Origin of the sequence: Amycolatopsis vancoresmycina (assembly GCF_000716785.1) — a bacterium.
GTDB lineage: Bacteria > Actinomycetota > Actinomycetes > Mycobacteriales > Pseudonocardiaceae > Amycolatopsis > Amycolatopsis vancoresmycina.
In genome coordinates, this window is the sequence record NZ_JNYY01000002.1 from 42,425 (window position 1) to 55,066 (window position 12,642).

11 protein-coding genes are annotated in these 12,642 nt (G+C 71.1%); 5 read left to right on the plus strand and 6 right to left on the minus strand.

Annotation, left to right across the window (positions count from 1 at the left end):
* Positions 1 to 176 precede the first annotated feature (176 nt).
* On the plus strand, positions 177 to 581 hold the full coding sequence (locus tag OO60_RS05730) for an SsgA family sporulation/cell division regulator (protein WP_003100742.1): 405 nt from the start codon (positions 177 to 179) through the stop codon (positions 579 to 581).
* Positions 582 to 678: 97 nt separating this feature from the next.
* Here OO60_RS05730 and OO60_RS05735 read toward each other — a convergent pair whose 3' ends face one another.
* Positions 679 to 1,782 (minus strand): S1 family peptidase, encoded by a 1,104-nt coding sequence (locus OO60_RS05735; protein ID WP_003100741.1) that lies wholly within the window; start codon positions 1,780 to 1,782, stop codon positions 679 to 681.
* Positions 1,783 to 2,229: 447 nt separating this feature from the next.
* Between OO60_RS05735 and OO60_RS05740 the strand changes: the two genes are divergently transcribed.
* Complete coding sequence (locus tag OO60_RS05740; protein ID WP_033260981.1) at positions 2,230 to 5,154, plus strand: ATP-binding protein; 2,925 nt, start codon at positions 2,230 to 2,232, stop codon at positions 5,152 to 5,154.
* A gap of 67 nt (positions 5,155 to 5,221) precedes the next feature.
* Complete coding sequence (locus OO60_RS05745) at positions 5,222 to 5,830, plus strand: DUF1345 domain-containing protein (RefSeq protein WP_003100740.1); 609 nt, start codon at positions 5,222 to 5,224, stop codon at positions 5,828 to 5,830.
* Positions 5,831 to 5,846: 16 nt separating this feature from the next.
* Here the strand turns inward: OO60_RS05745 and OO60_RS05750 are convergent, their stop codons facing one another.
* The 4 genes from OO60_RS05750 to OO60_RS05765 all read right to left on the minus strand — a co-directional run bounded on the left by OO60_RS05750 (position 5,847) and on the right by OO60_RS05765 (position 9,530).
* Positions 5,847 to 6,557 (minus strand): G1 family glutamic endopeptidase, encoded by a 711-nt coding sequence (locus OO60_RS05750; RefSeq protein WP_003100739.1) that lies wholly within the window; start codon positions 6,555 to 6,557, stop codon positions 5,847 to 5,849.
* Positions 6,558 to 6,777: 220 nt separating this feature from the next.
* Positions 6,778 to 7,827 carry an ABC transporter substrate-binding protein gene (locus tag OO60_RS05755; protein ID WP_003100736.1) on the minus strand — a complete coding sequence of 350 codons (1,050 nt, stop codon included), beginning with the start codon at positions 7,825 to 7,827 and terminating at the stop codon, positions 6,778 to 6,780.
* Positions 7,828 to 7,849: 22 nt separating this feature from the next.
* Positions 7,850 to 8,734, minus strand: a complete 885-nt coding sequence (locus OO60_RS05760; protein WP_003100733.1) for an ABC transporter permease — start codon at positions 8,732 to 8,734, stop codon at positions 7,850 to 7,852.
* Positions 8,724 to 9,530 carry an ABC transporter ATP-binding protein gene (locus OO60_RS05765; protein ID WP_003100731.1) on the minus strand — a complete coding sequence of 269 codons (807 nt, stop codon included), beginning with the start codon at positions 9,528 to 9,530 and terminating at the stop codon, positions 8,724 to 8,726. The genes OO60_RS05760 and OO60_RS05765 overlap by 11 nt, the downstream gene beginning before the upstream one ends.
* A gap of 191 nt (positions 9,531 to 9,721) precedes the next feature.
* Here OO60_RS05765 and OO60_RS05770 point away from each other — a divergent pair, with 191 nt between their 5' ends.
* Entirely contained in the window at positions 9,722 to 11,305 is a 1,584-nt protein-coding gene (locus OO60_RS05770) for a sensor histidine kinase (protein WP_003100729.1), read from the plus strand.
* Entirely contained in the window at positions 11,302 to 11,961 is a 660-nt protein-coding gene (locus tag OO60_RS05775) for a response regulator (RefSeq protein ID WP_003100727.1), read from the plus strand. Before OO60_RS05770 ends, OO60_RS05775 begins: the two co-directional genes overlap by 4 nt.
* Positions 11,962 to 11,963: 2 nt before the next feature.
* Here the strand turns inward: OO60_RS05775 and OO60_RS05780 are convergent, their stop codons facing one another.
* On the minus strand, positions 11,964 to 12,581 hold the full coding sequence (locus OO60_RS05780; protein ID WP_033260982.1) for a hypothetical protein: 618 nt from the start codon (positions 12,579 to 12,581) through the stop codon (positions 11,964 to 11,966).
* Positions 12,582 to 12,642: the final 61 nt, after the last annotated feature.

A 12,642-nucleotide genomic window follows, 5' to 3' on the forward strand; every position in this document is an offset into this window, starting at 1 on the left:
TCACCAGCCGTGGCCGCCCGAACGCAAGGGGTATGTGCCCGGTGTTACACCACAATGGACGGATGCAACCGATCAAGTGAACGTCGGACTTTCCTCGTCATGACCGAAGCCCCTGGTCATCTCCTTGCCGAACAGTTCGCGCCGCGCGAACCGACCGCGAGACTCCAGGAGGGGCCGTGCACACCGACGCCGTACACCAGAGCCAGTTCGTGCTGCTGAACGAGAGCACCACGCCCGTCCTGTCGCGCCTGTCCTACCACTCGCACGAGCCGTTCGCGGTGACCGTGTCCTTCCGGACCGAGCGGGGCCGGTGGATCGAGTGGACCTTCGCGCGTGACCTGCTCGTGGCCGGGCTCGACGAGCCGGCCGGGCTCGGGGACGTCCGGATCCGCCCGGACCTCTCCGAAGACGAAGACTTCCTCACCCTGGAAATCGAGTCACCGGACGGCTATGCGTCGTTCGAGCTCGAAGTCGAGGACGTCCGGACCTTCCTGGACGCGTCCACCGAACTCGTGCCGCTCGGCGAAGAGAGCGCGCACTTCGACGTCGACGGGCTGATCGAGGAGATCAGCAACGTCTGACCCCTGAACCTCCCATTCCCGCGGCGAGGACGAAGGGCGGGTTTCGGGCGCGCTGGAGGCGCCCGAAACCCGCCCTTTCGCTGTCCTGGAGGAAACCTCAGCTGGTCTTGAGCGTGGTGCCGGTGCCGGAGAGCGCGCCGGCGATCGGGTAGAAGTAGGTCACGGACGTGTTGCCGCCGGACAGGACGCCCTGCGCGTAGTTGCCGGCGATGAAGCCGCCACCCGAGTCACCGGCCGCCGAGTGGACGTTGGTCGCGGTCATGCCGTTGACCGTGCCCTCGGAGTAGCGGACGCTCTGGTTCTTGGCGCCGATGGTGCCGCAGGTCCAGCCGGTGGTGGAGCCGGCCTTGCAGACCGACGTGCCGGTCGCCGCGTTGGACGACCCGCGCACCGCGGTGCCGTTGTTCATCTGCGCGACCGGGGTCCAGCTGCTGTTGGTCCGGACCGCCGCGTAGTCGACACCCGGGAACCGGTAGGTGATCCAGCTGCCGAGCGCGGCGCCGTTGGACCCGGTCAGCGAGCCGCCGCCGGTGAGCGCACCGCAGTGGCCGGCGGTGACGAAGCCGGTCGTGGTCGCGAAGCCGACCGAGCAGCGCGCCGAACCGCCGATGTAGTAGGCGTCGCCGCCGCGAATGTTGGCGTAGGTGGTCGGTGCCGACGCCGTTTCGCGGATCGTCACCGCGGATTTGTCCACACCGGACTTGACGAGGAACGCGTCCGCGGCGGCCCGCTGGCCCTGCAGCACGTCCAGGGTGACGCGGTTGGTGGCGTCGTCGACACCCCAGCCGGTGATCGCGGCGGGCGCGGCCTTGTCGGCGGCGTTCAGCCGGTCCACAGTGGAGTTGAGCTGGCGCGCGCTGAACCGCACGACCTCCGCCTCCGCCCCGGCTTCGCGGATCTTGGCGACCAGCCCGGCGTTCGTCGTCGTGACGTGCGCCTTGCCCGTGGCGGCGTTGTAGGTGGCACCGCCGAACGCGTCGCCGAGTGCCGCGGTGAGCGATTCGGTCACCCGGTTCGCGACATCCTCGTTCTTCAGCCGCGTGAGCGCCTGGTCGTGGGTCAGGCCCAGGTCGCGCTGCATGGCGGGCACGATGTCCGGGTTCAGCAGGTCCTGGCCCGACGCGGGAACGGCGGTCGCGGCCAGCGCGCCCGTCGCCATCACCGCGGTCGCAGCGGCACCGAGAAGTCTCGCGATCTTCATGCTTCTCCCTAGGTGGTTACGCGCGGCTCCGCACCGGCCACGCAGTGGTACTCCCCCAGGTGAGCGTCCCCGGCGTGGGCGTTACGGTGCAATCCGGGCGCCCGGCGAATGGGTATACGCATTCACCGCGGACGTATCCCCTGCTCCAGCCGGGCTCAAGCCCCGCGTGTCACCCGGTCGGACAGGTCCGTAAGTAGGGTTTCCGTGAACTACTTTCAGTAGCCATCTGCTGTACACGAACGCGTTAAGCGACGTTCGAACGTGCGATCGGCCGGGGTTTCGCACGCAGGGTGACCCGATACCCCCGGTTCCCGCAGCAAACCGGTGACGGTCGGTAGGCGGACGTGTGACAACCGCAGCGACCACGTATTCGGTGAACGGTTTACGGACGGATCGGCGCTGCTTAGGCTCCCGCGCACGGTCTTCGGTGCGCGTCGAGGAGGTCATATGTGGCTGACCGCCCCCCGCCCCACCTCGGTATCCGTCCGGTCCGGACCCGCCCGGCTGACCGGCCGCGACACCGAGCTCGACGCCATCGTCGCCGTGCTGAAACAGCGTCCGGCCGCCGTCCTGATCGAGGGCGAGCCGGGGATGGGCCGCACCCGGCTGCTCGCGGAGATCGGCCGCCGCAAGGAGTTCGACGGCGGCCGCGTCCTCACCGGCGCCTGCCAGCCGCTGCGGGAACCCTTTCCCTACGGGCCCGTCCTGGAAGCGCTTCGCGCGGTGGGCGACCGTCCGCTCGGGCCGCTCAGCCCGGTCGCCGGCGTGCTGCGGCCGTTGCTGCCGGAACTCGCGGAAGCGCTTCCCCCGCGGCCGGACCCGCTCGCCGACCCGGTCGCCGAGCGGCACCGCGTGTTCCGCGCGGTGCGGGAGCTGCTGGTCGCGTGCGGCCCCACGCTCGTGCTGATCGACGACCTCCAGTGGGCCGACGAGGACACCCGGGACCTCGTGCGGTTCCTCGCCGGGGCGATGCCGCCGGAGCTGGCGGTGGTCGCCACCTACCGGTCGGCAACCGATGTCCGGCCCGGTCCCCTCGGCGCGCCGTTCCGCACCGACCCGGCCGTCCACTCCGCCCGGGTCGCGCTCGGCGCGCTCGACGTCACGGCCGTGCGCAAGCTGGCCGCCGACATCCTCGACCTGCCCCGCGTCACCGACGAATTCGCCGCGAAGCTGCACGAGTGCACCGCCGGGATCCCGTTCGTGACCGAGGAAACGCTGCGGGCGCTGAAGGAAGCGGCCGACCGGCTCCCGGTCGGCGAGGTGCTCTCGGACCGGTTGCTGGAGAACCTCGAAGTCCCGGTGCTGCTCCGGGAAGCCGTCACCGAACGGCTCTCCGCGCTGCCCGAACACGCCGTCCGGCTGGCCGGCGCGGCCGCGGTGCTCGGCGTCGGCGCCGAAGCCGCCGTGCTCGGCGAGCTGGCCGGGCTCACCGACGACGCCCTCCGCAGCGCGCTGCTCGCCGCCCTCTCCGGCGGTGTGCTCGGCGAAGTCGGCGACGGCCGGTACGGCTTCCGGCACCCGCTGGCACGCAAGGCGGTCTACGACACCGTGAGCGGTCCCGAACGCGCGTTGCTGCACGCGCAGGCGATCCGCGTGCTCGCCGCGCAGCCGTCCCCGCCGCTCACCCTGCTGGCCCGGCACTCCCGTGCGGCCGGCCGCGTCGACCAGTGGCGACACTACGCCGAAGCCGCCGCCGACGAGGCGATCACCCGCGGCGAGACGTCCCGCGCGATCGACCTCCTGCAGTCGGTGCTCGCCGAGCCCGGTCCCGCGCAGGCCGACATCGGGCGGGTGGCGGGCAAGCTGAGCCAGGTCGCGCTTCGGGGGTTCCGCCCCGACGTGCTCGGCACGCTCGAACGCGTCCTCGAAGAGGTGACGCTGCCGCCGTCGGTCCGCGGGTCGATCCGGCTGAGCCTCGGCATGCTGCTGGTCCGGACCACCGGCGGGCTCGGCCGCGGCCGGCTCGAGGTCGAGCGCGCGGTCGGCGAGCTGACCGACCGGCCGGACCTCGCCGCGCGCGGGATCACGCTGCTCGCCCAGCCGATCGACGGGCTGACGCCGCTGGCGTGGCACGAAGCCTGGCGCGCCCGCGCGGGCGAGGTGTACGAGCGGCTCGAAGACCCCGAGCTGCGGCTCGCGCTGACCGCCGACCGCATCGCCGCCGCGTCGCACGTCGGCGACGGCTCGGCGTGGGCGGAGTTCGAAGCGCTGTCGGACACGGTCGGCACCGTCGCCGAACGCGTCCAGCTGGCCCGGCTGTGGTGCAACCTCGCCGACGGGCAGTCGTGGGCCGGGCACCTCGACCGCGCCGAACGGCTGGTGACCGAAGGCGTCCGGCGCGCGACCGACGCCGGCGCGCTGTACGCGATCGGCCTGATCCAGGGCACCCGCGTCCGGCTGGACTGGGTGCGCGGCCGCTGGACCGGCCTCGCCGAAGCCGCCGAGCAGCTGCGGGACAGCTACCCGGAGCTCGGCCCGATCGTCATGGAGTCGTCGCTGGTGCTCGGCGGGCTCGCGGCCGTGCGCGGCGAGTTCGCGGCGGCGCAACGGCACCTGGCCGCGGCGAGCGTGCACGCGCCGGACCGCGGCCCGATCCCGGTGGTGCTGTCGGCGGCCGGGGTGCTGATCTCGGTGCTGCTGGCGACCGACGACGTCGACGGCGCGTGCGCGGCGGCCGACACGGCGGTCGCCGCGGCCGGCCGCAAGGGCGTCTGGATCTGGGCGGCGGCGCTGGTCCCGGCGGCGGCGCAGGCGTACGCGCGCGCCGGACGCTGGCCGGAAGCCGACAACGTCGTCGAGGCGTTCGCGCGCGGCATCGAGGGCCGCGACGCACCGGTCGCCACGGCGGCGCTGGTGGCGGGCCGGGCGGTGCTGCTGGAGGCGCGGGCCAAGCACCTGGCCGCAGCGACTCTGTTCGACGAAGCCGCGTCCGGTTACGCGGCCCTGCCGATGCCCTACCCCGCGACGGCCATGCGCGAACGCGCGTCGATGTGCCGCCTCGCGGCGGGCAACCGGTCGGCAGTCGACGAGCTGACCGCGGCAGCCGAGGCGTACGAGCAGCTCGGCGCGACCCGCGACGCCGGCCGCTGCCGCCACCAGCTGCGCGAGCACGGCGCGTGGGCACCATCGCAACGCGGACGGCGTGGGTACGGCAGCGAGCTGTCGCCGCGGGAGCGCGAAGTGGCGCGGATGCTGGCGGAGGGCCGGACGAACCGGGAGATCGCGGACGGGCTGTTCCTTTCGCCGCGGACGGTCGAGCAGCACGTGGCGAAGGTGCTGCGGAAGCTGGGCGCGCGGTCGCGGACGGACGTGGCCCGCAAACTGCCGGGCGCGGCGAGCGTTGGCGCGCCCGGCGGCGGCGACCTAACGTGAGCCGGTGACCGAAGAGGCCCTTCCCGCTTGGCGCCGTCGCACCTCCGGCGAGACGCGCTGGCCCGCGATGGGCGTGGTCGTCGCCACGCTCGTGCTGCAGGTCGTCCTGCCCGACGACATGGCGCTGAACCCGTGGTGGCTGCTGCCCGCGGTGTCCGGGTTGCTCGTCGTCGCGCTGCTGCTGGCCAACCCGGGCCGGATGACCCAGTTCAGCGCGGTCGAGCGGGTGATCTCCCTGCTGCTCGTCGCGACCGTGACGGCGGTGAACGCGTTCTCCGCGGTATCGCTGGTCTACGACATCGCCACCGGCACGATCGGCGACCGCGCCGGCGCGGTCCTGGTGACCGGCGGCATCGTGTACTGGACGAACATCGTCGCGTTTTCGCTGTGGTACTGGGAGTTCGACCGCGGCGGCCCGGGCCGGCGGGCCGCGGGCCGGGCGGAGTTCCCCGACCTGCAGTTCCCGCAGATGGCCGACCCGGGCCTGGCGCACCAGGACTGGGAGCCGTCCTATTTGGACTACCTGTACTTCTCGTTCACCAACGCGGCCGCCTTCAGCCCCACCGACGTCATGCCCCTGCGGATCTGGGCCAAGATGACGATGATGCTGCAGGCGGTCGTGTCGCTGGTGCTGGCGGTGATGGTGGTCGCCTGGGCGATCAACAACCTGAAGTGACGCTGCTGGAAATGACTCAGTGGCGCGAAATGGTGAAGCTCTGGCCGTCCGAGCCGATGGCGCCCGGGATCCACGTGTAGGTGCCGCGGTCGTCGGCGTTCAGGCCCGACGGGCTCGTCGAGGCCAGGTTCGTTCCGTTGAACTTGACCCCGGTGAACTTGACGCCGCCGGAGATCGACGGGTACGAGTCCGTCGGGGACTCGATGATCGCCTCCGCCGAGGCGTGCCTCGACGTCAGGGACTTCGTCGTCGACTTCGACCAGCCCTTGGTCGTGTCGGACAGGTCGAGGCGGTAGGTGTTCGTCGCCGTGCGGGTCACCGTGGCCGTGATGTGGTCGCCCGCGCTGACCGACACGCTGTAGTACACCGGGGCGGCCGGGTACATCTCGTACCAGGCCGAGTACACCGGGCGGCCGCTGGAGCAGTCCGTCTCGACACCCGTCTGCTCCACTGTGGACGATCCGTCGCCGTCGATGCCGACCCAGGGTGCGAACAGGTCGTTGCTCGAGTTGCACGTCACCGACGGCTCGGTCCAGCTCGCCGTCGCCGTGGTGAAGCTGCCGAAGCTGACGTAACCACCCCAGTTGCCGCCGGAGAACTGGTGGCCGTGGAAGTGGGCGCCATACTCGACCGCGGCGTGGGCGGTACCGGAGACGGCGAGGCCGGCCGCGGCCGCGGCGGCCGCCGTGAGCACGCGAACCGTGCGCGACGCGAGGAACCTGGACATGGGGGACTCCGTTCACCGATGGGGACCGGGAAAACCGTGTCACCAGTGTTGGAGCCGCCCCGAAAAGAAGGTAGCTACTTTCGAAGGGTCTTCACATTCCGGGAAATACTCACCATTTGCCGGAATTGAGCGGAAAAGACCCGTGAAGGCCTCCGCGGGGGAAAAGAGGCCTTCACGGGTCCATGACGCTCACCTACCGCCCGGTCAGGTGAGCGGGGCTTCAGCCCTGTTTCGCGGCCGCGTCGACGAACTCCGTCGTGTAGGTCTTCGACAGGTCGATCGAATCCTTCTTCGGCTGCACGTTCTTCGAGAAACTCGAAAGCACCTCGAGCACGTTCTTCGCGCCGGCGGCGTCCATCTTGCCGTCCTTGTTGAACATCCCGATGCTGTCCTTGACGGACTTGATGTACAGCGCCTTGTCGCCACCGCTGTAGGACGGCGGCATCTTCGCCGCGATCTCCTCCGGGCTGTGCTCCCCGATCCACTTCAGCGTGGCCACGAACGCGTTGGCCAGCTTCTGCACGGCGTCCTTGTTCCGGTCCACGAAGTCGCAGCTCATGTACAGCGACGACGCCGGGTACAACCCGCCGAGCGCGGCCTTCGTGCCCGCTTCCGTCCGCAGGTCGTACAGCACCTTCGCCTTGCCCGTGTTGGTCAGCTGCGCGATCGTCGGGTCGGTCGTCATGCCGCCGTCGATGCCGCCGTTGTCCAGGCTCGCGATGAACGTCTGCCCGGCGCCGACCTTCACCGGCGTGTACTGGTCGGCTCCGACGCCCGCCTTGGCCGCCAGCGCCTTCGTCAGGAAGTCGGTGGACGACCCGAGCGACGTCACGCCCAGCTTCTTGCCCTTGAAGTCGGCCGAGCTCTTGATCTGATCGGCGTGCGCGGTGCCGACGACCTCGGCCTCACCGGGGATGTTGGCCAGCTGCACCACGCTCTTGATGCACTGGTCCTTGGCCTGCAGGTCGATCGTGTGGTCGTAGAACCCGACCACGCCCTGGACCTGGCCAGCCACCAGCGCGGTCTCGGCGTTGGCGCCCGACTGCTCGCTCTGCAGCTCGACGTCGATGCCCTGCGCGGCGAAGTTGCCGAGCTGCTGGGTCAGCATGGCCGGCAGGTAGATGACCTTTTCCAGGCCACCGACCATGATCGTGACCTTGGGTTTGCCCCCTTCGCCCGTGGCGGCGACGCGGGAGTCCTGGCACGCGGTGGTCAGCCCGGCCACCACGGTCAGCGCGGTGACCGCGACGGCGATCCGGCGAATCCTCATCGATTCGGTCCTTTCAGATGACTCAGATGACGGTCTGGCTGGAGGCGGACATCGAGGGCCGCCACCGCAGCAGCCGGTTCTCGAGGTTCCCGATGCCCCACTCCGCCAGGAGGGCGACGACGGTGATGATGATCATCGCGGCGTAGATGCCCGCGGAATCGAACGTGCCCTGCGCGTTCGAAATCAGGAAGCCGATGCCGGCCTTGGACCCGGCGTACTCGCCGACGACCGCGCCGATCAGCGCGAAGCCGAACGCGGTGTGCAGCGAGGACAGGATCCACGACGTCGCGCTCGGCAGCACGATCGCCTTGATCACCTGCATCCGGCCCGCGCCGAGGATGCGCGCGTTGTCGATCAGGTTGCGGTCCACCTCGCGGGCACCGGTGAAGGCGTTGAAGAACACCACGAAGAACACCAGCACCACGACGGTGGCGACCTTCGACGCCAGCCCCAGCCCGAACCAGATCACGAACAGCGAGGCGAGCACGATGCGCGGCACCGCGTTGGCGGCCTTGATGAACGGCGCGAGCACGTCGGCCAGGTACTGGCTGCGGCCGAGGATCACACCGAAGATCACGCCGGCCACCGCGCCGATCGCGAACCCGACCAGCGCTTCCTCGACGGTGACCCACAGCTGGTACCAGAGCGAGCCGAAGTCGGTGCCGCTGGTGACCCACTCGACCAGCCGCTGCCAGATCCGGGACGGCTTCGAGTAGAAGAACGGGTCGATCCAGTAGGTCGCGGTCAGCTCCCAGCTGCCCAGCCAGACGACGACCAGCGCCAGCCGCAGCAGCCAGGTGTTGCGCTTGCGGCGGGACGTGGCCCGCTTGGCCTTCGTGAGGATGTCCTGTTCGGTTTCCAGCACCGGCAGCGAAGTGGCCGGCGCCGCGGGGGTCTCAAGCGACACGGTTCGCTCCCTTCTCACGGGCCTTGTCGACCTCGCTGCGCAGTGATTCCCAGATGTCCGCGTAGAGCTTGCGGAACTCCTCGGTCAGCCGCAGGTCCTCCACCTTCCGCGGCCGGTCCAGCGGGATCTCGAAGACGTCCTTCACGGTGGCCGGCGACGTCGTCAGCACGACGACCTTGTCCGCCAGCGCGATGGCCTCGTCGAGGTCGTGCGTCACGAAGATCACCGCGGCCCCCGAACCGGACCACAACCGCAGCAGCTCGTCCTGCATCAGCGCCCGCGTCTGGACGTCCAGCGCCGAGAACGGCTCGTCCATCAGCATGATCTTCGGCTTGGTGACGAGGGTCTGGGCCAGCGCGACGCGCTTGCGCATGCCGCCGGAGAGCTGGTGCGGGTAGTACTTCTCGAACCCGGCGAGCCCGACGCGGGCGATCCAGTCGACGGCCTGCGCGCGGGCCTCGGCCTTCGGCACCCCGCGGAAGCGCGGGCCGGAAGCGACGTTGTCGAGCACCGAGCGCCACGGCATCACCGCGTCGGTCTGGAACATGTAGCCGACACCGTCCGGAATGGACTTCACGTCCTCGCCGTTCACCCGCACCCGGCCGGCGGACGGCGGCTGCAGCCCGGAGACCAGCGAAAGCGTCGTCGACTTGCCGCACCCCGTGGGGCCGACGACGGCGACGAACTCGCCGGGCTGCACGGTCATGGTCAGGTCGCGGACGGCCGTGTGCACGGAACCGGACCCGCTCGGGAACCGTTTGGTGGCTCCGGTGAGTTCGATCAGTGGGGGAACCATGGGGAGTGACTCCTTCGTCACGTGGTGGGGCTCACGTTGGGAAGGGACGTTAAGCAGGCGTAGCGGCCGCGTGAAGCTTGTCGACGTTCTGCGTGGCAAGTGCGCGTTATGCATGTTTTGCTCATTTAGCGCACCCCGCTGACCAGGGGGTATGGTTCCGAGCCATGCCAAAGTGGGCGCTCTTCCCGCGCATGCGGTTCAGCAGGCAGGTGCTGCTGCTGCAGATCGGCGTGGTCGCCTTGGTCGTGGGACTCGGGGTCGCCCTGGTCAGCGTCCTGCTGCGGTCCACCCTCACCGAGCAGTACGGGCAACGCGCTCTGGCCATCGCGAAGTCCGTGGCGGCGGACCCGGTCGTCGTCGCGAACGCCGCCGCGAAGATCCCGGGCGGGGCGCTCGAGGAGCGCGCGCTGGCCGTCACCACGGTCAACGACGCGCTGTTCGTGGTGATCACCGACGACAAGGGGATCCGGCTCGCGCATCCGACGCCGAGTGAGATCGGGAAGCCGGTCAGCACGCCCCCGGACCGCGCGCTCGCCGGGTTCGACGAGGTCAGCGCGGTGCAGAGCGGGACACTCGGGTTGTCCGTGCGCAGCAAGACGCCGATCTGGACGGCCGGCCGCGGCCGGGTGGTCGGCGAGGTGAGCGTCGGGTTCGAGGTGGCCCAGCCGATCGGCGCGTTCAACCAGCTCCTGGTGAGCACGCTGCTGTTCGCCGGCGGCGCACTGCTGCTCGGCGCGGGCGCGTCGGCGCTGCTGAACCGGCGGCTGCGGCGCGTCACGCACGGCCTCGAACCGCACGAGCTCACCGAGTTGCTCTACGAGCGCGAAGCCGTGCTGCACGGCATCGGCGAAGGCGTCCTGGCCGTCGACGAGGCGACGCGCGTCTCGGTGCGCAACACCGAAGCCGAACGCCTGCTCGGCACCGAACTCCCGATCGGCGCGGCGATGTCCGAGCTCGAGCTCAGCCCGCGGCTGCACAAGGCCGTCGCCGAAGGTCGTCCGGTCGACAACCTCCTGGCGGTGGCCGGGAATCGCGTGCTGGTGATCAACTCGCGCGCGGTCCGGCTGGACGACCGGGACATCGGGACCGTGCTCACCTTCCGCGACCGCACCGACCTCGACACGCTCACCCGCGAGCTCGACGGCATCCGCGCGCTGTCCGACGGCCTGCGCGCCCAGCGGCACGAGTTCGCCAACCGCCTCCACACGCTGTACGGGCTGCTGCAGCTCGGCCACCACACCGAGGCCGTCGAGTACCTGCAGACGTTGACGGACTCGTCGTCGGCGCGGCCGAGCGAGCTGGGCGACGCGGTCGCCGACCCTTATCTGCAGGCGCTGCTCGTCGCGAAAACTGAGCAGGCGCAGGAAAAGGGCCTCGCCCTCAAGCTCGCCGAAGACAGCTGGGTGCCGTCGACGGTGACCGACCCGATCGCCGCGAACACCGTGATCGGCAACCTCGTCGACAACGCCCTGCACGCCGCGCGGATGGGCCCGCGACGGCCGGCCACGGTCGAAGTCGGCCTGCTGGCCGAGGACGGCACCCTGCATGTGTCCGTTGTGGACAGTGGGCCCGGGGTGCCGGCGGATCTGCGGCGGACGTTGTTCGACGAAGGCGTCTCGACGAAGATCGCGCCCGGCCACGGCCTGGGCCTGGCGCTGGCCCGGCAGGCCGCCCGCGCCCGCGGCGGCGACGTCTGGCTGGCCGACCCCGGCGAAGGCGAGACGGGCGCGCTGTTCGTCGCCAAACTGCCCGGAATGCTGACGGAGGACGGATGATCCGCACCCTGATCGTCGACGACGACTTCCGGGTCGCCGGCGTGCACGCCGGGTTCGTCGAGGAGGTGGCCGGGTTCGCGGTGGTCGGCACCGCGCACACCGCCGCCGAGGCCAGGGCCCGCGTCCGCGAGCTCTCGCCGGACCTCGTCCTGCTCGACGTCTACCTGCCCGACGAGTCCGGGCTCGCGGTGCTGCCGGAGCTGCAGACCGACACGATCGTGCTGTCCGCGGCGACCGACAGCGCGTCGGTCGCCGCGGCCATCCGGGCGGGCGCGCTCAACTACCTGATCAAGCCGTTCACCACCCGCCAGCTCGCGGAACGCCTCACCTCGTACGCGCGGTTCCGCGGCCTGCTCGCCGAAGACCGGGCCCTGGCCCAGGACGACGTCGACCGCGCGTACCGCGTGCTGCACGACCAGGACCGCACGTCCGCGCCGAAGGGCCAGTCGACGGCGACGTCAAGGCTGGTTTCGGAGGCCTTGCGCAAGGCGGGCCGACCGCTCTCGGCCGCGGAGGTCGCCGGGGAACTCGGGATGGCGCGGGCGACGGCGCAGCGGTACCTCACCGCGCTGGCGGAGTCGGGGACGGTCCAGATGCGCTTGCGGTACGGCGCCACCGGCCGCCCGGAGCACGAATACCGCTGGTCCGGCGCCTGAGGTCAGCGTCCGCCGTAGCGCTGCATCATGCTTTCGGCCGCGCTGACCCAGGCTTGCACCGGGTTGGTGGCCGACGGCGGGGCCGACGAGGTCGGCAGGTCGACCCGGGCCTCGGCCTGGTCGTCCGGCACCGGCTTCTTCGGCTGCGGTTTCGCCTGCGCCGGCGCCTGTCTCGGGGCCGGCTTCGCGGGCACCGGCACGTACACGGTCTTCGGCGCCGGCGTGACGACGACCGGCGCCTGCGGGGCCGGCGGCTCCGGCGCGGGCGCCGCGGCGACGGCCGGGCGCGTGTCCAGCGCGGCCGCGTCCCCGTCCGGCGCCGGGGCGAACAGGCTGCCGGTGAACAGGCCGCCGCCCAGCCACCCGGCCGCGACGAGCAGCACCGCGGCCCCGCCGCCGAGCCAGGTGCGGGTCCGCCGCCGGATCACCACCGACTTCGGGCGCAGGTCCTGGTCGCACACCGGCGGCCGGGTGTAGATCGGTTCGGCGGCCGGGGTTTCGTCGTCGGTGCGGCGGCGCCGGGGCAGGCTCGCCGCGACGATGCCGGTGCGGTCCAGCAGTTCCACCGCGGTGCGGTCGCTGGACGAACGGGTCGCACTGCGCGGTGCGGTGCGAAGCATCGGGGACCTCCGGGACGGGGCTCGCGGACCTCACGCATTCTGGACCATTTCGGACGGTCCT

Bases quoted from the DNA above. Each gene is read 5' to 3' on its own strand.
- OO60_RS05735 (WP_003100741.1), bottom strand. From the start codon at position 1,782: ATGAAGATCGCGAGACTTCTCGGTGCCGCTGCGACCGCGGTGATGGCG.
- OO60_RS05740 (WP_033260981.1), top strand. From the start codon at position 2,230: ATGTGGCTGACCGCCCCCCGCCCCACCTCGGTATCCGTCCGGTCCGGA.
- OO60_RS05745 (WP_003100740.1), top strand. From the start codon at position 5,222: ATGGGCGTGGTCGTCGCCACGCTCGTGCTGCAGGTCGTCCTGCCCGAC.
- OO60_RS05750 (WP_003100739.1), bottom strand. From the start codon at position 6,557: ATGTCCAGGTTCCTCGCGTCGCGCACGGTTCGCGTGCTCACGGCGGCC.
- OO60_RS05755 (WP_003100736.1), bottom strand. From the start codon at position 7,827: ATGAGGATTCGCCGGATCGCCGTCGCGGTCACCGCGCTGACCGTGGTG.
- OO60_RS05765 (WP_003100731.1), bottom strand. From the start codon at position 9,530: ATGGTTCCCCCACTGATCGAACTCACCGGAGCCACCAAACGGTTCCCG.
- OO60_RS05770 (WP_003100729.1), top strand. From the start codon at position 9,722: ATGCGGTTCAGCAGGCAGGTGCTGCTGCTGCAGATCGGCGTGGTCGCC.
- OO60_RS05775 (WP_003100727.1), top strand. From the start codon at position 11,302: ATGATCCGCACCCTGATCGTCGACGACGACTTCCGGGTCGCCGGCGTG.
- OO60_RS05780 (WP_033260982.1), bottom strand. From the start codon at position 12,581: ATGCTTCGCACCGCACCGCGCAGTGCGACCCGTTCGTCCAGCGACCGC.